Raw genomic sequence first — 26156 nt, 5'->3', positions numbered from 1 at the left:
CCGGAACATTCGCCGGGGACACCCGCGGACCGTGTCGCGAGACAGCAGCGGTCACGAGCCCTCTCCGGCGGACAGTCGCTCCAGAAGCGCAGGCAGCGCCGTCCCGATGGGTTCGCGGATGGTCTCCTCCGCCAGTTCGTCGTACGGAGTCGGGTCGGCATTCATCACGATGAGACGGGCGCCGTGCTCCACGGCGATGCCTGCCAGCGAGGCCGCCGGCTGGACCTGGAGCGTCGTGCCCACCGCGATGAACACCTGGCTCGCCCTGGTGATCGCCATCGCCTCGGCCAGGACCTGCGGATCCAGGCGCTCACCGAACATCACCGTTGCCGATTTCAGGATCCCGCCGCAGACAGCACACGGCGGGTCCGCCTCACCGGCTTCGACCCGGGAGAGCGCCTGCTCCATGGAGGACCGGGCATGGCAGCGGGTACAGACGACTGCGCGCGCCGTGCCGTGGAGTTCGACGACCTTGCGGGCCGACAGACCGGCCAGCTGGTGCAGTCCGTCCACATTCTGCGTGATGACCCGCACCGGCGTACCCGATCGCTCGAGCCCGGCGACGGCACGGTGGGCCGCGTTCGGCTCGGCCTTCCAGGTCGCACTGGTGCGGCGCATCTGCCAGGAGCGGCGCCGGATCTCCGGATCGGACATGTAGAAGTCGTAGGTGACGAGCTTCTCCGCCTCCGGGTCCTGCCGCCAGAGTCCTTGCGGCCCGCGGTAGTCGGGGATGCCGGAGTCCGTGGAGATGCCGGCGCCGCTGAGGATCGCGACGAGAGTCATGGGGCGAGCGTACGCACCTGCCCGTACCGCCCGCGATCCGATTTCGAAGGGCGTCGGCCTGCTCGTCCGTCACCGCCCCGGACGCCCGCACCTCCGGACCCGCCCGAGTTCACCGGCCCCGGCGAGGTCTGATCGGGTGGTGGCTATGCTGCGGCGCATGGACATCGTGATCCCGCTCTTCGACCAGTTCGAGCCGCTCGACGCGATAGGGCCGTACGAGATCCTCGGGTACGTGCCCGGTGCCACCGTGCGGTTCGTCACCGCCGAACCTGGCCTGATGCAGGACGTGTTGGGATCCCTCCCGGTGCACGCCAGGTACTCCGAAGTGGAACGCGCGACGTCCTGCTGATCCCGGGCGGGGGCAGCTTCCTGACCACGTCGTTGAGGATCCGATCGAGGACGAAGGCGAGCGGGCCAGTGTCGTCAGGCGCGAAGGCGCAAGCGATGGCCCGGGTAGGCGCCGGCTAGCGTCGGCATCGCGGGCGAGTAGTTCGCCGGGGATATGGCTCCACTCGCGGTTGTGGAACTCGTCGAGGTCAAGGTGCCGCTGGGCGAGGAATGCGGTGTACATCCAAGAGGTCCTGGAGCGCGTCCTACGCAACGTCAGGTCGTGTCATCAGCGGCGACCGCACGTGCAGTTCCAGGCTGGGGCCGGTCAGGGGCAGGGTGCTCCAGGTCGCCGTCGCGGTTCCCGCGTCGGCGTCGACGGCCAGCCGAACGCGGTGCGGGGTGGTGATGACGTATAGATCGGCGACGTAGGTGCTGCCCTGCCAGGCGCCGGCCGCGACGATCGGCCGGCCGAGCGGGGCGCTCTCCCGCCAGTCGCCGTGGCCGACCTCGATATCGAGGAGCGACTCGAATCGTACGAGCCATCCGCCGTCGGTGGGATCGACGGTGACCGTCGTTCCGTCGGGCAGGGCCGACCCCTCGGCCGAGGCGTCGAGTTCCGCGCTGACCGCACGCCCCGGGGCGGCCGAACCCAGCACCGGCTGCAGCGACAGTCGCTGCAGCCGATCAGCGAGGATCGCGTCGTCCTGGGTGCTTCCCGCGTGACCCACGCCGGGCAGCAGGCACTCCCAAACTGCGTCGAGCACGTCCTGGGACTCTCCTTGGGCGGTCACGGCGACGACGAGATCGTGGGACGGGACCACCACACACTGCTGCGCATAGGAGCCATGGCCGTGGTAGCCGTGACGCGACATCCAGAACTGGTAGCCGTAGCCGTAAGAGAAGTCCGCCTGGTCCGATCCGTCCAGGATCCACTCGCTGTCGATGTGCCGACTGGTCGCCAGCTCCACCCAACCGCGTGGGACGAGTTGTTGGTCGCCCCACATGCCTCCGCGCCGCAGCAGTTCGCCGAAGGCGGCGACGCCCTCGGTCGGCAAGTGCAGTCCGTGGAATCCGAAGGCGGCGCCACTGGCCACCCGGTCCCACTCTGCGTGGTCGATGCCCATCGGCGTAAACAGGCGCACGTCGAGGAACTCCGGAAGACCGCGGCCCGTGACCCGCTCCACCATCCGGGCCAGGATGTAGGTGGTCGAGTTGTCGTAGACGTGCCGCGTTCCCTCGGCCGCGGCGAACGGCAGGCGCAGGAAGCCCTTCACCAAGTCGTCGGGTTCCCGCTCCCACGCCTCGGCGAGGCTGTCGGTGGGGTGCCCGGACGTCATGGACAGCAGGTGGTGAACGGTGATGCGGCGACCCTGCTCCGAGACGTCGGCCGGGACGCGGTCGGGCAGCACGTCCACCACGCGGTCGTCCAGCGAGAGCAGCCCGTCGCCGATCGCGAGTCCCACGGCGATCGACGTGAACGACTTGGTCAGCGAGTAGAGAAGGTGCGGGCGGTCGGCCGAGTACGGCGCCCACCAGCCTTCGGCCACGACGTGACCGCGGTGCACGACCATAATGGAGTGGCTCTCGCCTGATCGCGCTTCGAGCCTGTCCAGCATCGCGGAGATCGAACGGGACGATATCCCCGAGGCGGCAGGCGCCGAACGGGGAAGCAGGGTGCGCTGAGACGGCATTCCGGCTTTTTAGCATATCCACACGGATCCGGGTTCGACTGCGAGCGGAAAACGTCGAGCCGAACTTCGGACGCGCCGCCGACCGACAGCACATCTCCCCGTGACGGAACGGCTCCGTCATCACGAAGCAGGATCACCGATGACCTCGATATTACGAGGATCAAGGTAGGACCGGACCGTCAACGGCGGTGTCCGCTGGGGTGCGGGGCACTGCGAGCCCCAGGTCGAGGCGCTTGTCCATGTCCAGGCGGAAGGTCCCGTACGGGTTGACGTTCGACCAGAACAACGCGGTCAGGCCGCGCCGGTCTTCGTCGCTCAGCCTCTTCGCCCACGCGGGTTCGGCCAGGATCTGTTGCACCAGCAGGGTGTTGACGTGCACGAGCGCGGACTGCAGCAGGTGCAGGGCGAGCATCGAGGTCTCGGCGTGTTCCTTGTCCGGGCCGGTCAGGGCGCCGTCCTTGCCGTAGTGGAGCACGGCGTTCGCGCTGTTCCAGTTCTCGACGACCTGGAGTCCGCCGTGGATCTCGCGGCGCAGACCGGGGCCGGCGAGGTAATCGCATGCGAAACGGGGCTCGTCCGGCTACTCGAGACCCACTTTGCGGCTGGTGTCTGAGCTAGGATCCGGGGCCATGACGGGCCGATGGCGCGTGAACGGGACCAGGGACCTCAGCTCACCAGGCAGCCGGTTCACCGTCCTCCAGCTCGGCCGTGCCCGCGCCGGAGTCCCGTACCTCCAACGCGGAGAAGACCCTGCGACCGAGCGGTCCGAGCAGATACCCGCCGAGGTCGGCGCGGTCCACCAGCTTCCAGGACAGGAGCTCCTCCTCCTGGAGACGGATCGACTCGAACTGCTCCGTCGACAGGACGCCGCCGTCGTACAGATACGCGGCCATCGGCGGACGCGCCGGACCGCGCGCCCAGTCGACCGCGAGCAGCCGGCCCGGCTCCAGATCGAGGCCGATCTCCTCCGCCGTCTCCCGGCGCGCGGCCTGCCGCGGGCTCTCGCCCGTGTCGGACTCGACCGTGCCGCCGGGCAGCGCCCAGCCTTCGCGATAGTTCGGCTCGACGAGCAGGATCCGTCCCCGCACGTCGAGGAAGAGCGATGCTGCCGCGGCCAGTACCCGCGGCAGGCCGGCGATGTAGGTGGCGTAGTCCGTGGTGGTCATGGCGGCAGCGTAGAAGCAGGGCGGGCGGTCCTGGACAGCCATGGGCAGAGAGGGGGTGGTCCGGATAGGGTCGGGGCGGCGCGACTGCCTGTTCGAAAGCAAAGGATGCAAGGTGACGGACGGAGCAGTGATGGAGACCGCCCGCGTGCTCGTCGCGGCGGACAAGTTCAAAGGCTCGCTCACGGCCGTACAGGTCGCGGAGCGGGTGACGGCCGGACTGCGGCGCGTCGTACCCGGGGTGCAGGTCGAGACCTTGCCCGTCGCGGACGGCGGCGACGGCACGGTCGCGGCGGCAGTGGCCGCCGGATTCGAGCGCCGCGAGGCGCGGGTGACCGGGCCGCTGGGGACACCGGTCGACGCGGCGTACGCGGTGCGCGGCACCACCGCCGTGGTGGAGATGGCCGAGGCATCGGGCCTCCAGCACCTCCCGGCGGGACAGTTCGCTCCGCTCACAGCCACCACGTACGGCTCCGGCGAACTGCTGCGGGCCGCGCTCGACGCGGGCGCGCGGACGATCGTGTTCGGGGTCGGCGGCAGCGCCACGACGGACGGCGGCGCGGGCATGCTCGCCGCGCTCGGGGCCCGTTTCCTGGACGCGGACGGCAAGCCCCTCGGCCCCGGCGGCGGCGGGCTCGCCGAGCTGGCCGAGGCCGATCTGTCGGGGCTCGACCCCCGGCTGGCGGACACCGATCTGATCCTGGCCAGCGACGTGGACAACCCGCTGACCGGTCCGAAGGGCGCCCCCGAGGTGTACGGGCGGCAGAAGGGCGCCACCGAGGACGACATCGCCGTCCTCGACGCGGCGCTCGCCCACTACGCCGCCGTCCTGGGACCCGAGCACGCCGCGCTTCCCGGGGCGGGCGCCGCCGGAGGCGTCGGTTACGGCGCACTGGTCGCGCTGGGCGCACGTTTCCGCCCCGGCATCGAGGTCATGCTCGACGTCCTGGGCTTCGCTCCGGCGCTCGCCCGCGCCACGCTCGTGGTCACCGGCGAGGGCTCGCTCGACGAGCAGACCCTGCACGGCAAGGCCCCGGCGGGTGTCGCCGCGGCGGCCCGTGCCGCGGGCGTGGAGGTCGTCGCCGTCTGCGGACGTCTCGCCCTGCCGCCCGAGGCGCTGGGCAGGGCCGGGATCCGGCGGGCCTACGCCCTGACGGAGCTGGAACCCGATCCGGCGGTCTGCATGGCACAGGCCGGGCCCCTGCTCGAACGCGCGGCCGAGTCGATCGCCCGCGACTTCCTGTCGTGAACCACAGCTTGTCGTGATGCACAACGGTGAGGGGGCGGGCCTGCGGGCCCGCCCCCTCACCGCGGTGACACCGAGAGCCGGAAGGCCTCCAGGGCCAGCATGATCTCGATCAGCTCGCGCGGCCGTGACAGCGACCGCGACGTCAGCTGTTCCAGCCGCCGCAACCGGTTGAGCACGGTATTGCGGTGGCAGTACAAAAGGCCCGCCGCCCGCCCCGCGGACCCTCCGCACTCCAGCCAGGCGTCCAGCGTCCGTACCAGCAGGTCCCGGTCCGCCGGGTCCAGGCCCAGCAGCGGGCCGAAGACATTCGCGAGCAGCCGGGCCGCGAGCTCCGGCCGGCTCACCACCAGCGCCGCCGGCAGCCGCTCCTCCAGCCGCACGATCCCGGCCGAGCCCGGGGGACAGGTCAGCAGCGCCACGTCGGCCAGCCGGCGCGCCGATCCCAGCTCGGCCAGCGAGTCCACCACCGGGCTGATGCCGCCCGGACCCGGACACCGCTCCACCATGACCGCGGTGAGCTCGTCCGAACCCCGCTCGCCCAGCGCGACGACCACGATCTCGCAGTCCGCCCGCATCCGCCGGAGAAACATCATCCCGTCCGCGACCAGGACCGGGCGGTCCGGAGCGTCGCTGCCCCTCCGCAGCACCGCCACCGCGTAACGGCCCTGCTCCGGCAGCCCCAGACCGGCCGCCGCGCGCGCCGCGAGTCCCGGTGCGGACCGGTCCTCCAGGAGGGCGTCGAGCAGCGCCTGGACCCGTTCGTCACTGCGCCGCTGCATGTATTCGCTCCGTTCCGCAGCCGGGCCGCTCATGGCTGGTGACGATGCCACCCGTCGCAACGGGCGCGACAGCGGATCACGCGCCTCTGTGCGCGTGCACAACCGTGCCCTTCGAACGCTGGTCAGCCGCAGCGATTGCGCCGCGGACCGTGGACGCGCGGCCCGCCCCCTGCTGGTCTGTGGCACCACAACGACCAGTCGGAAGGAGGAGGACGCATGGCAACGCTCGAGATCCGCGAACTGTCCGTGGGCTACGGCCCGGTACGGGCACTGCGCGACGTCTCCGTCGACGTGCCGGCCGGGGCGATCACCGCGGTACTCGGCGGCAACGGCGCCGGCAAGACCACGCTGCTGCGGGCCGTGTCGCGGACCCTCGGCTTCCACCGCGGGACGGGCACGGGCACCATCCGCTTCGACGGCCTGCCCCTGGACGGGCTGCGCCCCGCCCAGGTGGTGGCCGCAGGAGTGATCCAGGTGCCGGAGGGGCGGCAGGTGTTCGCCCGGATGACGGTGGCGGACAACCTTCGGGCCGGTGCACTCGGAGCCCGGGGCGGGCGCAAGGACACGACAGCCGCGCTCACACGCGTACACGAGCTGTTCCCCGTCCTCGCCGAGCGAGCGCACCAGCGGGCCGGGCTGCTGTCCGGCGGGGAGCAGCAGATGCTGGCGATGGGACGGGCCCTGATGGCCGGGCCCCGCCTGCTCCTGCTAGACGAGCCGTCCCTCGGCCTGGCGCCGCTGATGGCGGCGAAGATCGCCGAGACGATCCAGGAGATCAACGCGGCAGGCACCTCCGTCATGCTCGTCGAGCAGAACGCGGCGATCGCGCTCAGGCTCGCCTCCACGGCGTACGTCCTGGACGTCGGCGAGGTCGCCATCGAGGGCACGGCCGACGAGCTCGCCGCCTCCGACGAGGTGCGCCGTCGCTATCTGGGCGTCGTCGACGAGGAGGCGGCCGAGGTTGCGGAGCAGGCCGTCGGCGGACCCTCACGCACCCTGAGCAGGTGGTCCGCGTGACAACCGCTCCGGCCACCACGGCCCCCGTCACCGCCCCGGCCGCACTCGCCGTGCGCGACGTGACCGTACGCTTCGCCGGGCTCACCGCCCTCGACGCCGTTTCGTTCACCGTCGAACCGGGCAGCGTGCACGCCGTCATCGGACCCAACGGCGCCGGCAAGTCCACCACCTTCAACGTGCTCTCCGGCGTCTACCGCGCCACCTCCGGCACGGTGCACCTCGGCGCCACCGAACTCACCGGCCTCGCCCCGCACAAGATCGCCGGCCTCGGCATCGCGCGCACCTTCCAGAACCTGGCGCTGCCCCCGCACGCCACCGTCGCCGACAGCCTGCTGCTCGGCCGGCACCGCCTCACCCGCGCAGGTTTCCTTGCCAGCGGACTGCGGCTGCCTTCGGCGGCTCGCGAAGCGCGGCGCCATCGCGAACGGGTCCGCGAGATAGCCGAGTTCATCGGCCTGGAGAAGGAGTTGGAGCGGCCCGCGGGCGCACTCCCGTACGGGAAGCAGAAGCTCGTGGAGCTCGGCCGCGCGCTCTGCATGGAGCCGCAGGTACTGCTTCTCGACGAGCCCATCGCCGGCATGACGGCCGACGAACGTCGCCGCGTCGCAGCCGTCGTCGCGGACGTACGCGACAGCCTCGGCATCTCCATCGTGCTCGTCGAACACGACATGGGCGTGGTGATGCGGCTCGCGGACGCCGTGACCGTACTCGACTTCGGACGCAGGATCGCGGGCGGCACCCCCGCCGAGGTCCAGAACGATCCGGCCGTCGTCCAGGCCTACTTGGGGACACAGGAATGACCACCTTCATCGAACTCCTCCTCGGCGGACTCTCCATCGGATCGGTCTACGCACTGATCGCGCTCGGCTTCGTCGTCATCTTCAAGGCCACCGAGGTCGTCAACTTCGCCCACGCCTCCCTCCTGCTGGCGGGCGGATACGTCACCGCCGTACTGCACGACGACATCGGCTTCTGGCCGGCGCTCGCCGTCGGGATCGCGGGCGCGGCGGTCGTCGGTTCCGCGGTCGAGTTCTTCGTGATGCGCCGCTACCGGGGCAGCGACCACAGCGTCCTGGCCATCGTCACCATCGGCGTCGACATCCTCATCACCACGGAACTCACCCGGCAGATGGGCACCGAGGTCCTGTCGCTCGGCGACCCGTGGGGGGACGACGTCGTCACCATCGGCGGTGTCACCCTGGCCGAGACCCGCATCGCGGCCTTCGTCGTCGCGGGGCTGCTCATCACGGTGTTCCTGCTCGCGTTCCGCTACACCTCGTGGGGCGTGTCGATGCGGGCCGCCGCCGAGAACCCGCAGACCGCGGCCCTGATGGGCATCAAACTCGGCCGGGTGTCGCTCTCGGCCTGGGCGGTCGCCGGGGCACTCGCCGCGGTCGCCGCCCTCTTCCTCACCGTCTTCCCCACCCCGGGCCTCGAGCGGGCCACCTCCTTCGCCGCGCTCAAGGCGTTCCCGGCCGCCATCCTCGGCGGCCTCGACTCGACAACGGGTGCGCTGGTCGGAGGGCTCATCGTCGGAGTCACCGAGTCACTCGCCACCGGCTACCAGAGCGATCTCTCCTTCCTGGGACGCGGCATCGGAGACCTCGCGCCCTATCTCGTGATGGTGATCGTCCTGCTCATCCGGCCCGCGGGACTCTTCGGTACGAAGGAGCTGGCCCGTGTCTGAAACCGTCAAGGACGCCGGGACGCCCGCCGAGGCCGGCACCACCAAGGCTCCTGTGCCGCCCGGCGCCGGGCAGTCGCTCACCGGAAGGCTGCGGCACCCCCGCACCTACCTGTGGCTCGTCGGCTCCGTCCTGCTCCTCGCGTTCCCGTTCTACCTGGACCGCTTCTGGCTCCAGGCCGGACTCTTCGCGATGGCTGCCGCGATCGGGGCGATCGGCCTCAACCTGCTCACCGGCAGCACCGGCCAGCTCTCCATGGGCCACGCCTTCTTCCTCGCCGTGGGTGCGTACAGCTACTGCATCCTGGCCGGTGAGAGCAGCACCGAGAACGGCCACGAACTCTCCGGCCTGGGCCTGCCCACCTGGCTCGCGGCGATCCTCGCCGTCATGCTGGCGGGCGCGGTGGGCGGACTGTTCAGCCCCATCGCGGGCCGGCTGCGCGGCGCGTACCTCGGTATCGCCACGCTCGCGCTGATCTTCATCGGCCAGCACGTGCTGTTCAACGCGGGTTCCCTCACCGGCGGATTCAACGGCCGTGCGGTGCCCCCGCTCTCGCTGTTCGGGTTCACCTTCGACGACACCGAGGTGGTCGTCGCCGCGGTGCCCTTCCAGTCCTCCGAGAAGCTCTGGTACGTGGGACTGCTCGCCCTCGCCCTGAGCGGGCTCTTCGCCCGCGGGGTGCTGCGCGGCCGGCCCGGCCGGGCGCTCAACGCCATCCGCGACCACCGGATCGCCGCAGGCGTCATGGGCGTGCCGGTGGCCAGGTACCGGGCGGGGGTCTTCGTCCTCTCCTCGATGTACGCGGGCCTGGCAGGTGTCCTGCTCGCGCTGGTCTTCCAGCGGACCGTGCCCGAGTACTTCGGCATGGTCCTGTCCCTCGAATATCTCGCCATGATCGTCATCGGCGGGCTCGGCAGTGTCGCGGGGGCCGTCGTCGGCGCCGCGTTCGTCTCACTGCTCCCGCAGGTGCTCACCCACTACAGCGACTCCCTGCCTCTGGTGTCCGCCCCCGGTACGGGCGGACTCACACCGGGTGAGGCGTCCCGCTATCTGTACGGCGCCGCGGTGGTCGCGGTGGTCCTGTTCCTGCCCGGCGGCCTTACGCGTCTGAAGAATCCAGGGGAGAAGAAATGAAACTGCGTGTGTACGGAGCGGTCCTTGCGGCGCTCACCCTCACCCTCGTCGGGTGCAGCGAGAAGGCCGGAAAGGGGGACGCCGCCGGCACGGACAAGAGCGGCGTGAAGACCGGTGAAGGGGTCACCGACTCCAAGATCACCCTCGGCGCCCTCACCGACATGACGGGTGTGTACGCCTCGCTCGGCAAGAGCGTCACCCAGGCCCAGCAGCTGTGGGTGAAGGAGACCAACGCCGCGGGCGGCATCTGCGACCGCCAGATCGAGCTGACCGTCCGCGACCACGGCTACGACCCGCAGAAGGCCATCGCGGCCTACACGGAGCTGGAACCGGATGTGCTGGGCTTCGCCCAGTTCATCGGCTCCCCGTTCGTCGCCGCCGTCGAGCAGCGCATCGACGGCCAGGACAAGGGCATCGTCCTGCCGCAGGCCTGGTCGGCGAACCTTCTCGGCTCCAAGTACGTCCGGGTCATCGGCGCCACCTACGACGTCGAGACGATCAACCTGATCGACTACCTCCTCGAGGAGAAGCGCATCGCCAAGGGCGACAAGATCGGTCACGTCTACTTCGAGGGCGACTACGGCGAGAACGCCCTGGTCGGCTCCAAGCACGCGGCGAAGGAGGCAGGCCTCACCGTCGTGGAGCAGAAGATCAAGCCGACCGACAACGACATGACCGCACAGGTCTCCGCGCTCAAGCAGGCGGGCGTCAAGGCGATCGTCATCAGCGCCGGACCGCGCCAGGCGGCCTCGCTGGTCGGCGTCGCGGCGGCCACGGGCTTCAACGTCCCCGTCGTGGGCAACAACTCGGCCTATGCCCCGCAGCTCCTGGCAACCCAGGCGGGCCCCGCCCTGCAGAAGGACTACTACATCGGCTCCTCCACCCTGCCGATCGGCGATGCGGCGGCGGGCCCGGCCAAGCTTGCCAAGGCATACAAGGCCCAGTACCCGAAGGACGGCCTCGACAACGGGGTCGTCGCCGGATACAACGCGGCGTCCGTCTTCGGTGAGGCGCTGAAGAAGGCCTGTGAGTCCAAGGACCTCACCCGCGAGGGTGTGGACAAGGCCCTGCTCACCATCAAGGGCTTCGGCAGCGACTTCGGGATATCGCACGACTTCACCGACCCCGCGGCCCCTTCGACCAATGAGACCGTCATCATGAAGCCGGATGCCAAGACCCCCGGTGGCCTCAAGGTGGTCCGTCCGGCCGCGGTGTCGCCGGCCGCGGAGAACTTCGCGTCCAAGTAGTCCTGACCCGCCGTACGCAGTGACGGGCCCGGCCGCGCAGGCCGGGCCCGTCACTGCGTCGTCGAATCAGCTGGTGTAGGCCTCCAGTTCGGAGAGCTGGGCGGCCGGCCAGCCCGTGTTCCCGGTGAAGGTCAGCCGCACATAGCGGGCCGGCGTTCCCGGCAGCGTGATGGTTGCGGTGTTGCCGCTCGACGGGTTGAAGGTGTAACCCGCCGGGGCCTTGAGCGAGTTGTACGCGGAGTTGTCGGTGCTGCCCGAGACGCCGATGGTCTGCGTACGGGTGGCCCAGGCGGCGGCCGGAGGCAGCTTCAGCACCAGCCGCTCGACGGCCTTGGCTGCACCGAGGTCCACGGTGACGGACTGCGGAAAGGCGTTGTTACGGCTCTCCCAGTAGCTGTTGGCATTGCCGTCCACCGCATTGGCCGCGCCGTAGACATCGACGTGGCTGGTCTCGGTGACCGTACGCCCCTGAGCGAGGTTGCCCGTCTCCTCGGGCGGGTCCGTCGGGTCCGGAGGATCGGTCGGATCCGTGGGACCGCCGCTTCCGGGTACCCCGCCGTTGGTCCACACCGGATCGGGCCAGACACCCGTGCAGGCGGGCGGGTTCGCGTACCAGCCGGAGTTGCCGGTGCCCTGGGTGATCTGGAAGCCGCTGCCGACGCAGTTGTGGATCGGGTTGGACTGGGCGATGTGCGTGGCGACGACCTTGTTGAACGAGGCTGTGCCCGGTGCCTGGATCTGCAGGGCGTACGTACCGGCACCGTCGATCTTGATGTTGTCGAAGTGCAGCCCGTTGGTCGCACCCTCGATCAGGTGGATCGCCGCGTAGGAACTGTCCAGGATCTCGCTGTCGGTGATGTTGACGGTGGCGTTGTTGATCGGCTCGTTGAGACCGCTGAACCAGATCGCTCCGACGCCGAAGCGCCAGTTGAAGTCGTTGTTGCCGGTGCGGATCAGTGTGTTGCGGGCGGCGGTGTGGGTGCCCGAGACCGCCGTGCCCCGGCCGGAGTTGACGCCCGGATAGCGGTTGGCGATGTGCAGTCCGCCGCCGTTGGTGATGGTGTCCGACATGACGTTGTCGGAGATCGTGATGTCCTTGCCGCCGTACGTGACGATGTTGTTGGCGAGGATCGGCAGGATCACGGTGTTGAACGTGAACGTGTTCCTCACGTTCGGGATGTTCTCCGCCCACATGGCCAGACCGTCGTCGCCGGTGTTGCGGACGAAGGTGTTGGTCACGGTGGAGTTCGTGACGCCGTAGTGGAAGTTGACGCCGTCCGCGGTCTGGTCCAGGATCCGGCTGTTCCTGATGGTGAAGTTGTCCATCGGACCGTCCATCCAGGCGCCGCACTTGGTGTGCTGCATCCAGACGTTGTCGACGACCGAGTTCGACATGGCCCCGCCGATGGCGTTGACCTGGTCGTTGTCCACGCGCTCCCGGATATCGCCGATGATGGCGAAGTCCTTGAGGGTGACGTTGCTGCTGCCTCCCTGTGCGGCGTACTTGCCGTAGACGCCGACCGCCTTGCTCCGGTCCGTGGGGTGGCGTCCGGTCAGCACGCTGTACCAGGGACCGGCGCCGCGCATCGTCACCTTGTCGACGACGATGTGGTCGTTGACCTGGAAGGTTCCCTGCGGGATGTACACCTCCCTGCCCTGGGTGCGGCCCGCGTCGACCGCAGCCTGGATCTTCGCGGTGGAGTCCGCGGCACCCGTCGGGTCGGCGCCGAAGTCACCCACCACGTCAAGGGCCCCGGAGGGCTTGCCGACCGGGGTGCCGACCTGCTCGAAGTCCGCCAGGTCGATGGTGAAGGAGGGAGAGTTCGCGGTGGACGTCACCTGGAGCCGGACCTTCGTACCGGCGGCCAGCGTCGAACCGAACATGGTCCGGGTCTCGTCGTAGAAGTGGTGCGGGTCGGTGTCGCCCGGGTTGTTGTTGAAGGGGTAACCGCCGTAGTACCAGCCGTACTTCGAGGTCACCGGCATGCTCTTGAGCGACGAGCCGTTCACCCGTACGTCGATCGAGGCGTCCCGGCCCGTCCCGGCGGAGTTGTCCGGCAGTGAGTAGCGGAAGGTCATTGCGTTCGCGGGCGCGGTGAGGGTGAACTCCACGTACTCACCCGCCGCGTCGAGCGTGACGGCCTGCCGGCCCGATGCCTCCGAGGGCAGCGAACCGTACAGGCGGTCGGGGCCGATGAGCGTGCCGTTGGTGGCGGCGTACTCGGCTTCCTGCTCCGTGAACGGAACGGTGGCGCCCCGGCCGGGTATCCCGACGGGCGACGGTGCGGGGACGCCGGCGGCCTGGGCCGGCGGTGCACCGGCCATCACGACGGCGGCAGCGGTGCCGACGGCGGCGAGGGCCAGTGAGAGGGATGCGGACAGGGAGCGCCTGAGCAGGCGCCGTCCAGGTGGTGGGGTCACGTGTTGGTCGTCCTTGCGGCTCGTGGGGGCTCTGCGGACGCCCCACAGGCTAGGAGTATCTCCGCAAGGAAGTCCACGCTGCTGCGCAAGATTTTGTGTTCAGAGCTCAAATTAATGACTCGCGCGCGTGAATGCTGGGCCCGGTCCGGTCTGCGCCGCCCTGTGCGGGCCGATCGCCCGGGGATGCGGCCCGGGTGCGGGGGGTGCGGCCGGGGCGCGCGGGGCCGGTCCGGCGTATGCCCGGTTCCCGGCGTCTTCAAGAAGTGAAGATTGACATGCCCATTGACAGCACATCTGCCGCGCTGGCTTCATGTGAGCAACGAATGGGAGCGCTCCCATGATCCTCTGCCTGCCTTACCCCATGAAAGGCGACGACGGATGAAGTTATCGATGAGAAGGCGCCTGGGCGCGGCGGTTGCCGCAGCCGTCACCGCGACCGCCCTGCTGATGACGCTGTCGGGCCCGGTCGCCGCGCAGGCGGCGACGGGCTCACCGGCGGCAACCGCGGCGGCGGCCCCCGCCGCGCGCACGGCGGCCGCTGCCGACACCGGCAAGGACTGGCTGCACACCGAGGGCAACCAGATCGTCGACGAGCAGGGCAACCGGGTCTGGCTGACAGGCGCCAACTGGTTCGGCTTCAACGCCACCGAACGCGTCTTCCACGGACTGTGGTCCGCGAATCTGGAGACGGTCACCCGGCAGATGGCGGAGCGGGGCATCAACATCGTCCGCGTACCGATCTCCACCCAGCTCCTGCTGGAGTGGAAGGACGGCCGGGCCGCGGTCTCCAGCGCGGTCAACACCTGGGCGAACCCCGAGCTCAAGGACAAGACGACCCTGCAGGTGTTCGACGCGTTCCTCGCCCTGTCGGAGAAGTACGGCATCAAGGTGATGCTCGACGTCCACAGCGCGGAGGCCGACAACTCCGGCCACGTGTACCCCGTGTGGTGGAAGGGCACGATCACCACCGAGCAGTTCTACTCCGCCTGGGAATGGGTGACCGGCCGCTACCGGACCAACGACACCCTCGTGGCGATGGACATCAAGAACGAGCCGCACGGCAAGCAGTCCGACAGCCCGCGGGCGAAGTGGAACAGCTCCACCGACCAGGACAACTTCAAGTACACCTGTGAGACCGCGGGCAAGCGCATCCTCGCGATCAACCCCGATGTCCTCGTTCTGTGCGAGGGCATCGAGATCTACCCAAAGGACGGCGCGAACTGGTCCTCCACCTCCGCGACGGACTATCACAACATGTGGTGGGGCGGGAATCTGCGGGGAGTCAAGGACCACCCGGTGGAACTGGGTGCCCAGCAGGACCAGCTCGTCTACTCGCCGCACGACTACGGTCCGCTGGTCTACCAACAGCCCTGGTTCCAGGGCGAGTGGAGCCGCACCACGCTGGAGCGCGACGTCTGGGACCCGAACTGGCTCTACGTGCACAAGACCGGTACCGCGCCGCTGCTCATCGGTGAATGGGGCGGCATCCTCGACAACGGTCCGAACCAGAAGTGGATGACGGCGCTGCGTGACCTCATCATCGAGAAGGGGATCCACCAGACCTTCTGGTGCATCAACCCCAACTCCGGTGACACCGGCGGGCTGCTGAACCACGACTGGACGACCTGGGACGAAGCCAAGTACGCCCTGCTCAAGCCGGCGCTCTGGCAGTCGGGCGGCAAGTTCGTCAGCCTCGACCACCAGGTCAGGCTCGGCGGCGCGGCCGCCACCACCGGTATCAGCCTGGGCGACCTGTACGGCGGCTGAATCCTGAACCGCGCCCGCAGCACCACCCGTTGACCGTCCTGGGGTGCCGATGAAACCCCACCGCCTCGGCGCCCCAGGGCTCTGCCCCCACACCTGGTGGGGCTCCATCCCTGATCTTCGCAGGGAATCCCGCCTTCGGGCCGGGAGGGAATGCGCTCTCGTGATTGCTCCGACGTGCTGGTTCGGAGCGGGCGTTCTCGCTGCTCGATGTACTGCTCGACGAGGGTTGGGGGTGCTCCGCCGCAGGATCCGGCGATGGAGTACAGGGACCGGAACCGGCCGTGCATCACTCCCGCGGGTGCCCGGAGTGGTGGCGTCGGCCGGCACGCAGTACTTCTACGTCCACCGGGTGGGCATGCCCCGTTGAGGGCCAGTACCTCCAAAACGCCGCTCACCGGGCGTCCGGCGGCCACGTCGTACGCGGGCAGCAACACCGCACCGGAGGCATGGGGATCGAAGGAGAACACCATCAACCGGAACGCCCCACCGGCCTGGGCCGCCGACTTCCTGGACGGACCTCCGCCGACCTCACCGGTCAGGCCGGGTCGGGCCGTCGGTCCCCAGGGCGTTGATGAGGAGCAGGGCGATGTCGTCGGAGCCGGGTGTGGAGCGCTCCGCGTACCGTACGAGCGTGTCGGCGACGGAGTCCATGCTCTGGTCCAGGGCGAGGGCGAAGTGCTCGGCCAGCTCGGCGGTCGCGTCGTCGAAGTCCACACCCGGAGCCTCCACCAGCCCGTCCGTGAACAGAGCGAGTGCCGCGCCCGGGGGCAGCGGGATCTCGGCCGTCGGATAGCGGGACGCCGGATCGACGCCGAGCAGGAGGCCGGGCGGCAGTTCGAGCACCTCGGTCTGCCCGTCCGGTTGCCGCAGGAGTGGTGCGGGGTGGCCGGCGGTGGCCAGGACCGCACGGTGCCCGGCGAGGTCGAGATGGACGTACAGGCAGCTGGTGAACAGGCCGGGATCGAGGTCGGTGAGCAGCCGGTTGGTGCGTGCGAGGACTTCGTCGGGCGGAGCTCCCGCGGAGGCATGCACGGCTGTACGCACCTGGCCCATGAGGACGGCGGCGTTCACGTTGTGCCCCTGTACGTCTCCGATGGTGGCCGCGGCCGTCGTGTCGTCCAGCTGGATCAGGTCGTAGAAGTCCCCGCCGATGCCGGTGCCGCGGGCGGCCGGGAGGTAGCGGGCGGCGATGTCCAGTCCGGGGATGCGGGGCAGGGTGTGGGGGAGGAGGTGTGCCTGCAGGCTGTGCGCGAGCCTGTCCTTGGCGTCGTAGAGGCGAGCCCGGTCGAGGGCCTGGGCGAGCAGTCCCGCGATGGAGGTGAGCAGGGCTCGCTCCTCCGGCTCGAAGGTATGGGGCCGGTCGTAGGCGAGCACCAGCGAGCCGATGGGGTGCCCGGAGACGACCAGAGGGAGGAAGGCGCAGGCGGCGACCGTTTTCCGGAGGACGAGGGCGGGGTAGGCGCGATCCAGCTCCGTCGCAGTGGCGAAGAAGGCGGGGACGCCCGTCGTCAGCACGTGCGCGGCGGGGGTGTCCGAGGTCAGCGGCGTGCCGTCGAAGCCGTCCATGAGCGTGGCGTGGCTGCCGCGGCTGCCCTCGACCCGTAGCCGCCCCTCGGCCGATGTCAGCACGACGAGAGAGTGGATCCGGAAGGCGGGCATGAGCTGGTCGCCGGTCAGCTCGATCACATCCTGGGTGCCGACGGCTTCGGTGAGCGTCGCGGCGAGGTGCATCAGGTGGTAAAGGGCGGTCGCCCGGCTGGGTGCCGCAGGCGTCGGCGGCTCCGCCGACACCGCGGCGCCCGCCGGATCGGGATTGACAGCGGGAACGATCCGGACGCTGATGCCCGTGGCGTTCGGAAAGAGGTGGAAGGACAGCCACCGGTCGGGTGGCCGCAGAGCGGTGAAGGACGTCTGCTGGCGGCCGATGACCGCGGCCCGGTAGTGGTCCTCGACGGAAGGGTCGTCCAGCCAGGGGAGCGACACCCAGGGCAGGGTGCCCAGCAGGTCCGCGGCACGGGTTCCCAGCAGCTCCGCGGCTTCGGGGTTGAGGAAGGTGATGGTCCCGTCCAGACTCAGCGCGCAGCTTCCCCCGGGCAGCCGCCGGACGAACTCCATTGCGGCCGAGCCCTCGGCCGGGTCCGGGACGGGCGGCTCGGGCGGGGGCAGCACCCGCGGCTGGGTCCCCGGCAGCACGGGATGGCCGGCGGCTTCGGCCTGCTGCATGAGCATGCCGATGTCGCGACAGCCGCCGGCCACGGCATCGCGTTCCCGGGGTGTCAGCTCAGGGGGGTGCGAGCCGGGCCACAGGAGCACCAGTCCACCCCAGTCGGTGGTTCCTGTACGGATCGGGGCGGCGGCCAGCGAGAACCGGTAGGGCAGTACCAGTGCGGGACGCGGATAGCGGCGCGCCAGTTCCTCCTGGCTGCCGAGCCAGATCAGACAGCGGTGGCGCAGGGCGTCGGCCACCGGCATCGGTGCGGACAGCGTGACCCGTGTCCAGGGAACGGCGAGCTGAATCGGCACTCCTGCCAGCACCGTCAGGCGCAGCGTGGTCTCGTTCTTCGGCAGCAGGTACACCATGGCCACGGACGCGCCGGTCTCCCGGACGAGACGGGCCACAGCGCTGTCCAGAAGCTCCGTGCCGGAACCCGTGGCGGCGACAGGGGCTGCATGGTTCTGCACGCTCTCCAGCCTCCCCTGTGACAAGCGGCCGCGCACCCGCTGGCGGACACGGCGTGCACGGACCCGCGCCGGGTACGAACGCGCACGAGCGGAGGCGCTCCGTCCCGACCTCGAGCCCGGCGCCCAGGCCCGGGTGTCCTTCCGGGTGCACGCCGACCAGACCTCCTGCACGAAGGACGCCTGGGGCGACGGGCAGCGCATCGTCGAGCCCGGCGCCCTCCGCCTCATGCTCACCGGTGTGCCTCGGCGGCGCTCCGGCGATCCTGCCGGCGCGCAAGGTGCGCTGAGCCCGGCCGGCCGCCGCAGGCACGCACGAGGGCCCGGATGCTGGGGAGCATCCGGGCCCTCGTGCCTGTCTGTGCTGTGCGCTACGGGAGTGCGGCTACGGAAGCTGTGCCGCCCGTGCCTCGCGCCGGTTGTCGCGGAAGGTGTTCACCCGCCGCGCCGTGGCGAAGAGCGGGATCACCGCACCCAGCACGACCTGCAGAGCGCAGCCGGTCTGCAGGAGCAGCTGGCCGCCGGGGGCGTCGAACGCCCATGCGGCGAGCAGCCCCATCGCGGCCACGATCCAGCCGAGCATCGCCACCGCGAGGACACCCCGCGGTTTGGGGTACTCGACCCGGCTGACCATCAGCCATGCCACCCCGACGATCGCGAGCAGGGTGGGCACGAAGGGCAGCTCCAGGAGCACGATCGAGACGACCGTGAGCGCTCCGAAGGGGCTCGGCATGCCCTGGAACATGCCGTCCTTCAGGGTCACACAGGAGAATCTCGCAAGCCTGAGCACCACCGCCAGCAGCACCACGATCGCCGCGAGCGCCGAAACCCGCTGGTGGGCGTCGTCCGCGACCATCCCGTACACGAGCACGAAGTACGCCGGGGCGAGCCCGAAGCTGATCAGGTCGGAGAGGTTGTCCAGCTCCGCACCCATCGGCGAAGAACGCAGCTTGCGTGCCACGAGCCCGTCGAAGAGGTCGAACACGGCGGCCATGAGCATGAGGATCACCGCGGTGGCAGCGGAGTGGCGGGCCATGCCCGACTCGTCGCTGCCGGTGAGGTGCGGGATGAGGATCCCCGTGGTGGTGAAGTACACCGCCATGAAACCGCACGTGGCGTTACCGAGGGTGAGGGTGTCCGCTATCGACAGCCGCATGGAGAGCGGCATGTCCTCGGCGTCGGCGTCGGCGTCGGCCTCCGGTACCCAGCCGGCCTGTGTATCAGGATCAATCACGGTCAATTCGAGTCACCCCCGCGGTGGTGGCCTGTCCGACCTCGACCGCGACATCGATACCTTCCGGAAGGTAGATGTCGACGCGCGAGCCGAACCGGATCAGACCGATGCGTTCGCCCTGCTCCACCTTCGTACCCTGCGGGATGTAGGGGACGATGCGACGGGCGACCGCTCCCGCGATCTGCACCATCTCGATGTCGCCGAGCTCGGTGTCGAAGTGCCAGACAACGCGCTCGTTGTTCTCGCTCTCCTTGTTGAACGCCGGGACGAACCCACCCGGGATGTGCTCGACCGATGTCACGGTGCCGGACAGGGGCGCCCGGTTGACGTGAACATTCAGCGGGCTCATGAAGATCGCGACGCGGGTGCGCCCGTCCTTCCACGGCATGATGCTCTGCACCACACCGTCGGCCGGCGAGATGACGCGACCCTGGGTGATCTCGCGCTCGGGGTCGCGGAAGAACCACAGCATGCCCGCCGCGAGCGCGGTGGTGGGCACGGCCACGGCGGCCCAGCGCCCGGACCTGCGGGCCCGGGTGAGGCTGAGTGCCGCGGTGGCGACGGTCGGGAGGAGCCACGGCGATGCTCCGCGCGCAAGGCGGACCCCGCCGCGTGGTGCAGAGGTTTGGCTGTCGGGCATGGATGACCTTCGTAGCGGATGATGCCGCGCTGGCAACGGGGGGACGGCGGCTTTCCGGCGATGCTATCGGGTGCGAGCGGCAACTGGGCAAGCCAGCAGCCGAGTCGGACAGCTGAAAGGCTCCGGACGAGGGTGACTCGGTGTGATGTTCTTCGCCACTAAATCACCTCGAAAGGGACAATCAACCCTGGAACCGGTACTCCTCGAGGAGCCGGCGACCGATGATCATTTTCTGGATCTCGGCGGTACCTTCACCGATCAGCAGCATCGGCGCCTCACGGTAGAGGCGCTCGATCTCGTACTCCTTGGAGAAGCCGTAGCCGCCGTGGATACGGAAGGCGTCCTCGACGACTTCCTTGCAGTACTCGGATGCGAGGTACTTCGCCATCCCTGCCTCCAGGTCGTTTCGCTCCCCGGAGTCCTTTTTGCGCGCTGCATTCACCATCATGGCATGCGCCGCTTCGACCTTGGTAGCCATTTCAGCCAGTTTGAACTGGATCGCCTGATGCTGGGCGATGGGCTTTCCGAAGGTATGGCGCTGCTGGGCGTACGAAACGCCCAGTTCGAATGCACGCTGTGCGACACCGCAGCCACGCGCGGCAACATTGACCCGGCCGACTTCGACACCGTCCATCATTTGGTAAAAACCTCGGCCGGTGGTGCCGCCCAGCACGCGATTGGCCGGAATGCGCAGTCCGTCCATGATGAGCTCGGTCGTGTCGACGCCCTTGTAGCCCATCTTGTCGATCTTCCCCGGGATGGTGAGACCGGGGCGGACCTCACCGAAGCCCGCCTCCTTCTCCACCAGGAAGGTCGTCATCGACTTGTGCGGGGCCGTGCCCTCGGGGTGTCCTTCGTCACTCTTGCAGAGGACGGCGACCAATGTGGACGTTCCGCCGTTCGTCAGCCACATCTTCTGGCCGTTCAGAACGTACTCGTCGCCGTCCCTGACGCCCTTGGACGTGATCGCGGAGACGTCGGAGCCCAGAGCCGGCTCGGACATCGAGAAGGCGCCCCGCACCTCGCCCAGCGCCATCCGCGGCAGGAAGGTGTCCTTCTGCTCCTGCGTGCCGTGCTGCTTGAGCATGTACGCCACGATGAAGTGCGTGTTGATGATGCCCGACACGCTCATCCAGCCGCGGGCGATTTCCTCGACACACAGCGCGTAGGTGAGAAGGGACTCGCCCAGACCGCCGTACTCCTCGGGAATCATCAGCCCGAACAGGCCGAGTTCCTTGAGTCCTTCGACGATTTCCGTCGGGTACTCGTCGCGGTGCTCCAGCTGGGTCGCGACAGGAATGATCTCCTTGTCGACGAAATCCCGGACCGTGGAGAGGATCTCCTGCTGGATATCGGTCAGACCGGCGGTCTGCGCGAGTCGGCTCATGGCTACTTCTCCACGTTCTTCTGCGGCGGCTGGATCGGCTCCGGGCGGCCGGGCTGCTCGCCGCCCCGCTCCTTGATGTACGTCTCGGTGGGGACCATCACCTTGCGGCGGAACACGCAGACCAGCGTGCCGTCCTGCTTGTAGCCCTTTGTCTCGACATACACGATGCCGCGGTCGCTCTTGGACCTCGACGGCGTCTTGTCGAGCACGGTCGTCTCGCCGTAGATCGTGTCGCCGTGGAAGGTCGGTGCGACGTGCTTCAGCGACTCCACCTCCAGATTGGCGATGGCCTTGCCGGATACGTCCGGCACCGACATGCCGAGCAGCAGCGAGTAGATGTAGTTGCCGACGACGACGTTCTTTCCGAAATCGGTCGTCTTCTCCGCGTAGTTGCTGTCCATGTGCAGCGGGTGGTGATTCATGGTCAGCAGACAGAAGAGGTGGTCGTCGTATTCCGTGACCGTTTTTCCGGGCCAGTGCTTGTAGACGGCACCGACCTCGAACTCCTCGTATGTGCGTCCGAACTGCATGATCAGGCCTCCGGGGCTTCGAACTTGGAGGTGCGCGGCATGCCGGCCGCACGGCCCTTGCCCGCGATCACCAGAGCCATCTTGCGGCTGGCCTCGTCGATCATCTCGTCGCCGAGCATCGCCGAGCCCTTCTTGCCGCCCTCCTCCGAGGTGCACCAGTCGTACGCGTCGAGGATGAGCTCGGCGTGGTCGTAGTCCTCCTGCGAGGGCGAGAACACCTCGTTGGCCGCGTCGACCTGACCGGGGTGCAGCACCCACTTGCCGTCGAAGCCCAGCGCCGCTGCACGGCCCGCGACCTCGCGGTACGCGTCCACGTCGCGGATCTGCAGGAACGGGCCGTCGATCGCCTGGAGGTCGTGCGTGCGGGCCGCCATCAGGATGCGCATCAGGATGTAGTGGTACGCGTCCGCCGGGTAGCCGGGCGGCTGCTGGCCGACGACCAGGGTCTTCATGTTGATCGAGGCCATGAAGTCGGCCGGGCCGAAGATCAGGGTCTCCAGGCGGGGCGAGGCGGCGGCGATGTCGTCGATGTTCACCAGGCCCTTGGCGTTCTCGATCTGCGCCTCGATGCCGATCTTCCCGACCTCGAAGCCCATCGTCTTCTCGATCTGGGTCAGCAGCAGGTCCAGCGCGACGACCTGCTGGGCGTCCTGGACCTTCGGCAGCATGATGCAGTCGAGGTTCGGGCCCGCACCCTCGACGACCGTGATGACATCGCGGTACGTCCAGTGCGTCGTCCAGTCGTTGACGCGCACGACCCGGGTCTTGCCCGTCCAGTCGCCGTTGTTGAGCGCGTCGACGATGTGGTGACGGGCGCCCTCCTTGGCGAGCGGCGCGCAGGCGTCCTCCAGGTCCAGGAAGACCTGGTCGGCGGGAAGGCCCTGGGCCTTCTCCAGGAACCGCGGGTTCGAGCCCGGCACGGCCAGGCAGGAGCGGCGCGGACGCAGACGGTTCACGGGCGTGGTCATGCGGGGACCTCCAGAGGGTCGAGCTTGTTCGCTTTCCGGATCTCGTCGACGATACGGCCGATGATCTCCGTGATACCGAAGTCCTTCGGGGTGAAGACGGCGGCTACGCCGGCCCCGATCAGTGCGGCGGCGTCGGCGGGCGGAATGATGCCGCCCGCGATCACCGGGATGTCGGTCGCGCCTGCTTCGCGCAGCCGGGTCAGTACGTCCGGCACCAGCTCGGCGTGCGAGCCGGACAGGATCGACAGGCCGACGCAGTGCACGTCCTCCGCGACGGCGGCCGAGACGATCTGTTCCGGCGTGAGCCGGATTCCCTGGTAGACCACCTCGAAGCCGGCGTCACGGGCCCGTACGGCGATCTGCTCGGCGCCGTTGGAGTGTCCGTCCAGGCCCGGCTTGCCCACCAGCAGACGCAGTCGGCCCGCGCCCAGCTCGTCGGCGGTGCGGGCGACCTTCTCGCGGACCAGGGCGAGCGGGGTGCCGGCCTCGGCGGTCACGGCGACCGGGGCGGACGAGACTCCCGTCGGTGCCCGGAACTCGCCGAAGACGTCCCGCAGCGCCCAGGACCATTCGCCGGTGGTGACACCCGCGCGGGCGCACTCCACGGTCGCTTCCATCATGTTCTCGGTGCCGGCCGCGGCCTTCTTCAGCGCGGCAAGTGCCTCGGAGGCACGGGCCTCGTCACGGTTGTCGCGCCACTCGTGCAGGGCGGCGACCACCCGGGCCTCGTTGGCCGGGTCCACCGTCATGATCGCCGCGTCCAGGTCGGCGGTCAGCGGGTTCGGCTCCGTCGTCTCGTAGATGTTGACGCCGACGATCTTCTCGTCGCCGCCCTCGATCCGGGCCCGCCGCGAGGCGTGCGAGGAGACGAGCTCGGACTTGAGGTAGCCGGACTCGACGGCGGCCATCGCGCCGCCCATCTGCTGGATCCGGTCGATCTCGGCCAGCGAATCGGTGACCAGCTCCTCCACCTTGGCCTCGATGACGTGCGACCCGGCGAAGATGTCCTCGTACTCCAGCAGATCGCTCTCGTGGGCGAGCACCTGCTGGATGCGGAGTGACCACTGCTGGTCCCAGGGGCGCGGCAGCCCCAGAGCCTCGTTCCAGGCCGGCAGCTGCACGGCGCGGGCGCGGGCGTCCTTGGAGAGCGTGACAGCCAGCATCTCCAGGACGATGCGCTGCACGTTGTTCTCCGGCTGCGCCTCGGTCAGCCCGAGGGAGTTGACCTGTACGCCGTAGCGGAAACGTCGCTGTTTGGCGTTCACGATGCCGTACCGCTCGCGGGTGACCCGGTCCCAGATGCGGCCGAAGGCGCGCATCTTGCACATCTCCTCGATGAAGCGGACTCCCGCGTTCACGAAGAAGGAGATACGGGCGACGACATCGCCGAACTTCTCCTCGGGCACCTGTCCGGAGTCGCGCACCGCGTCGAGGACCGCGATGGCCGTCGACATGGCGTACGCGATCTCCTGAACCGGAGTGGCTCCGGCCTCCTGCAGGTGGTAGCTGCAGATGTTGATCGGGTTCCACTTCGGGATGCGGTTGACCGTGTACGTGATCATGTCGGTGGTCAGCCGCAGCGAGGGGACGGGCGGGAAGACGTGCGTCCCGCGCGAGAGGTACTCCTTGACGATGTCGTTCTGCGTCGTGCCCTGGAGCTTGTCGGGGTCGGCGCCCTGCTCCTCCGCCACCACCTGGTAGAGCGCCAGCAACCACATCGCGGTGGCGTTGATCGTCATCGAGGTGTTCATCTGTTCCAGGGGGATGTCCTGGAACAGACGCCGCATGTCACCGAGGTGCGAGACGGGCACGCCCACCCGGCCCACCTCGCCGCGGGCGAGGATGTGGTCGGGGTCGTATCCGGTCTGCGTCGGCAGATCGAAGGCGACCGACAGACCCGTCTGGCCCTTGGCGAGGTTGCGCCGGTAGAGCTCGTTGGACGCCTCGGCGGTCGAGTGACCGGCGTACGTCCGCATGAGCCACGGGCGGTCCTTCTGACGTTCGGTCATCGATGAACCTCAGACGTTGCGGAAGCGGTTGATGGCGTCGATGTGCTGTTCGCGGAGCTCCTCGTTGCGCACGCCCAGGCCCTCACGGGGCGCCAGCGCGAGGACGCCGACCTTGCCCTGGTGGAGGTTGCGGTGCACGTCGAACGCGGCCTGGCCGGTGTCCTCGAGGGAGTAGACCTTGGAGAGCGTCGGGTGGATCTTGCCCTTGGCCACCAGCCGGTTGGCCTCCCAGGCCTCGCGGTAGTTGGCGAAGTGCGAGCCCACGATCTTCTTCAGCGACATCCACAGGTAGCGGTTGTCGTACTCGTGGTTGTAGCCCGAGGTCGAGGCACAGGTGACGATCGTGCCGCCCTTGCGGGTCACGTACACGCTGGCGCCGAAGGTCTCGCGGCCCGGGTGCTCGAAGACGATGTCCACGTCCTCGCCGCCGGTCAGCTCACGGATGCGCTTGCCGAAGCGCTTCCACTCGCGCGGGTCCTGGTTGTGCTCGTCCTTCCAGAACTTGTAGCCCTCGGCGTTGCGGTCGATGATCGCGGTCGCGCCCATCTTCCGGCAGATGTCCGCCTTCTGGTCGCTGGAGACGACACAGATCGGGTTGGCGCCGCCGGCCAGCGCGAACTGTGTGGCGTACGAGCCGAGTCCGCCGCTCGCGCCCCAGATCAGCACGTTGTCGCCCTGCTTCATGCCGGCGCCGTTGCGCGAGACGAGCTGGCGGTACGCGGTGGAGTTGACCAGGCCCGGAGCCGCGGCCTCCTCCCAGCTGAGGTGCTCCGGCTTCGGCATCAGCTGGTTGGACTTGACGAGTGCGATCTCGGCGAGGCCGCCGAAGTTGGTCTCGAAGCCCCAGATGCGCTGCTCGGGGTCGAGCATCGTGTCGTTGTGGCCGTCGGAGGACTCCAGCTCGACCGAGAGGCAGTGCGCGACGACCTCGTCGCCCGGCTGCCAGGCGTTCACGCCCGGGCCGGTGCGCAGCACGACGCCCGCCAGGTCGGAGCCGATGACGTGGTACGGGAGGTCGTGGCGCTTGCTGAGGTCGCTGAGCTTGCCGTACCGCTCCAGGAAGCCGAAGGTCGAGACGGGCTCGAAGATCGACGTCCACACGGAGTTGTAGTTGACCGAGCTGGCCATGACAGCCACCAGGGCCTCGCCCGGGCCGAGCTCGGGCACCGGCACGTTCTCGACGTGCAGGGACTTGCGGGGGTCCTTGTCGCGGCTGGCGACGCCGGCGAACATCTCGGCCTCGTCCTTGTGCACGGTCACCGCGCGGTACGACTCGGGGATGGACAGGGCCGCGAAGTCCGCGGCTGTGCTGTCCTGCGATTGGATCGCGTCCAGGATTTCCTTCACGGTGATGCCTCCGGCAGATCGGGTCTCCAGCGCCGAGGGAACGCTGGAGGGACCCCTGTGGACAGGGGGGTGGTGCGGTGTGGAGGTGTGCCGTCG

At 69.1% G+C, this 26156-nt stretch carries 21 protein-coding genes and 1 pseudogene; 8 read left to right on the top strand and 14 right to left on the bottom strand.

Features of this window, described 5'->3' with window-relative positions:
* Positions 1-51: 51 nt before the first annotated feature.
* Positions 52-783, bottom strand: a complete 732-nt coding sequence (locus ACFWBQ_RS02545) for an NAD-dependent deacetylase (RefSeq protein ID WP_385483086.1) — start codon at positions 781-783, stop codon at positions 52-54.
* A gap of 157 nt (positions 784-940) precedes the next feature.
* Between ACFWBQ_RS02545 and ACFWBQ_RS02540 the strand changes: the two genes are divergently transcribed.
* On the top strand, positions 941-1132 hold the full coding sequence (locus tag ACFWBQ_RS02540; protein ID WP_385483084.1) for a hypothetical protein: 192 nt from the start codon (positions 941-943) through the stop codon (positions 1130-1132).
* Positions 1133-1376: 244 nt separating this feature from the next.
* Here ACFWBQ_RS02540 and ACFWBQ_RS02535 read toward each other — a convergent pair whose 3' ends face one another.
* The 3 genes and pseudogenes from ACFWBQ_RS02535 to ACFWBQ_RS02525 form a co-directional block, all read right to left on the bottom strand.
* Positions 1377-2804 carry a serine hydrolase domain-containing protein gene (locus tag ACFWBQ_RS02535; protein ID WP_385483082.1) on the bottom strand — a complete coding sequence of 476 codons (1428 nt, stop codon included), beginning with the start codon at positions 2802-2804 and terminating at the stop codon, positions 1377-1379.
* A 160-nt stretch (positions 2805-2964) separates the two neighbouring features.
* Positions 2965-3357 (bottom strand): annotated as a pseudogene (locus ACFWBQ_RS02530) (Tn3 family transposase); the annotation flags it as partial.
* A gap of 118 nt (positions 3358-3475) precedes the next feature.
* Positions 3476-3970 (bottom strand): NUDIX domain-containing protein, encoded by a 495-nt coding sequence (locus ACFWBQ_RS02525; RefSeq protein WP_385483080.1) that lies wholly within the window; start codon positions 3968-3970, stop codon positions 3476-3478.
* Positions 3971-4100: 130 nt separating this feature from the next.
* Between ACFWBQ_RS02525 and ACFWBQ_RS02520 the strand changes: the two genes are divergently transcribed.
* Positions 4101-5216, top strand: coding sequence for a glycerate kinase (locus ACFWBQ_RS02520; protein ID WP_385483154.1), 1116 nt, complete (start codon positions 4101-4103; stop codon positions 5214-5216).
* Between the two features lie 56 nt (positions 5217-5272).
* On the opposite strand, the gene ACFWBQ_RS02515 is transcribed toward ACFWBQ_RS02520, so the two are convergent.
* Positions 5273-5995, bottom strand: coding sequence for a PucR family transcriptional regulator (locus ACFWBQ_RS02515; protein WP_385483078.1), 723 nt, complete (start codon positions 5993-5995; stop codon positions 5273-5275).
* A 216-nt stretch (positions 5996-6211) separates the two neighbouring features.
* Here ACFWBQ_RS02515 and ACFWBQ_RS02510 point away from each other — a divergent pair, with 216 nt between their 5' ends.
* Genes ACFWBQ_RS02510 through ACFWBQ_RS02490 form a run of 5 tightly spaced genes read left to right on the top strand, consistent with a single transcriptional unit; the run spans position 6212 to position 11078 of the window.
* Positions 6212-7012 (top strand): ABC transporter ATP-binding protein, encoded by an 801-nt coding sequence (locus ACFWBQ_RS02510; RefSeq protein ID WP_385483076.1) that lies wholly within the window; start codon positions 6212-6214, stop codon positions 7010-7012.
* Positions 7000-7812, top strand: a complete 813-nt coding sequence (locus ACFWBQ_RS02505) for an ABC transporter ATP-binding protein (RefSeq protein ID WP_385483074.1) — start codon at positions 7000-7002, stop codon at positions 7810-7812. Before ACFWBQ_RS02510 ends, ACFWBQ_RS02505 begins: the two co-directional genes overlap by 13 nt.
* A complete protein-coding gene (locus tag ACFWBQ_RS02500; protein WP_385483072.1) occupies positions 7809-8699 on the top strand; it encodes a branched-chain amino acid ABC transporter permease in 891 nt (296 codons plus the stop codon). Before ACFWBQ_RS02505 ends, ACFWBQ_RS02500 begins: the two co-directional genes overlap by 4 nt.
* Positions 8692-9831: a branched-chain amino acid ABC transporter permease gene (locus ACFWBQ_RS02495; protein ID WP_385483070.1), complete on the top strand. Its 1140-nt coding sequence runs from the start codon at positions 8692-8694 to the stop codon at positions 9829-9831. The genes ACFWBQ_RS02500 and ACFWBQ_RS02495 overlap by 8 nt, the downstream gene beginning before the upstream one ends.
* Positions 9828-11078, top strand: coding sequence for an ABC transporter substrate-binding protein (locus ACFWBQ_RS02490; protein ID WP_385483068.1), 1251 nt, complete (start codon positions 9828-9830; stop codon positions 11076-11078). The genes ACFWBQ_RS02495 and ACFWBQ_RS02490 overlap by 4 nt, the downstream gene beginning before the upstream one ends.
* Before the next feature lie 66 nt (positions 11079-11144).
* Here the strand turns inward: ACFWBQ_RS02490 and ACFWBQ_RS02485 are convergent, their stop codons facing one another.
* Positions 11145-13499, bottom strand: a complete 2355-nt coding sequence (locus tag ACFWBQ_RS02485) for a discoidin domain-containing protein (protein WP_385483066.1) — start codon at positions 13497-13499, stop codon at positions 11145-11147.
* Between the two features lie 390 nt (positions 13500-13889).
* On the opposite strand from ACFWBQ_RS02485, the gene ACFWBQ_RS02480 reads away from it, so the two are divergent.
* Entirely contained in the window at positions 13890-15266 is a 1377-nt protein-coding gene (locus tag ACFWBQ_RS02480) for a glycoside hydrolase family 5 protein (protein WP_385483064.1), read from the top strand.
* 528 nt (positions 15267-15794) lie between these two features.
* Here the strand turns inward: ACFWBQ_RS02480 and ACFWBQ_RS02475 are convergent.
* The 8 genes from ACFWBQ_RS02475 to ccrA all read right to left on the bottom strand — a co-directional run bounded on the left by ACFWBQ_RS02475 (position 15795) and on the right by ccrA (position 26060).
* Positions 15795-17948 (bottom strand): SpoIIE family protein phosphatase, encoded by a 2154-nt coding sequence (locus tag ACFWBQ_RS02475; RefSeq protein ID WP_385483062.1) that lies wholly within the window; start codon positions 17946-17948, stop codon positions 15795-15797.
* A 382-nt stretch (positions 17949-18330) separates the two neighbouring features.
* Entirely contained in the window at positions 18331-19185 is an 855-nt protein-coding gene (pssA, locus tag ACFWBQ_RS02470) for a CDP-diacylglycerol--serine O-phosphatidyltransferase (protein WP_385483060.1), read from the bottom strand.
* Positions 19172-19819: a phosphatidylserine decarboxylase gene (locus tag ACFWBQ_RS02465; RefSeq protein WP_385483058.1), complete on the bottom strand. Its 648-nt coding sequence runs from the start codon at positions 19817-19819 to the stop codon at positions 19172-19174. Before ACFWBQ_RS02465 ends, pssA begins: the two co-directional genes overlap by 14 nt.
* 181 nt (positions 19820-20000) lie before the next feature.
* Positions 20001-21206: an acyl-CoA dehydrogenase family protein gene (locus ACFWBQ_RS02460; RefSeq protein WP_329205845.1), complete on the bottom strand. Its 1206-nt coding sequence runs from the start codon at positions 21204-21206 to the stop codon at positions 20001-20003.
* Between the two features lie 2 nt (positions 21207-21208).
* On the bottom strand, positions 21209-21736 hold the full coding sequence (locus ACFWBQ_RS02455; protein ID WP_385483056.1) for a MaoC family dehydratase: 528 nt from the start codon (positions 21734-21736) through the stop codon (positions 21209-21211).
* Between the two features lie 2 nt (positions 21737-21738).
* Entirely contained in the window at positions 21739-22704 is a 966-nt protein-coding gene (locus tag ACFWBQ_RS02450; RefSeq protein WP_385483054.1) for an HpcH/HpaI aldolase/citrate lyase family protein, read from the bottom strand.
* Positions 22701-24713 carry a protein meaA gene (locus tag ACFWBQ_RS02445; protein ID WP_385483052.1) on the bottom strand — a complete coding sequence of 671 codons (2013 nt, stop codon included), beginning with the start codon at positions 24711-24713 and terminating at the stop codon, positions 22701-22703. The genes ACFWBQ_RS02450 and ACFWBQ_RS02445 overlap by 4 nt, the downstream gene beginning before the upstream one ends.
* Positions 24714-24722: 9 nt before the next feature.
* Positions 24723-26060 carry a crotonyl-CoA carboxylase/reductase gene (ccrA, locus tag ACFWBQ_RS02440; RefSeq protein WP_385483050.1) on the bottom strand — a complete coding sequence of 446 codons (1338 nt, stop codon included), beginning with the start codon at positions 26058-26060 and terminating at the stop codon, positions 24723-24725.
* Positions 26061-26156: the final 96 nt, after the last annotated feature.

It is taken from the genome of Streptomyces sp. NPDC060035 (assembly GCF_042736635.1).
In the GTDB taxonomy this organism is placed as follows: Bacteria; Actinomycetota; Actinomycetes; order Streptomycetales; family Streptomycetaceae; genus Streptomyces.
This window is presented reverse-complemented; position numbering and strand designations above follow the sequence as displayed.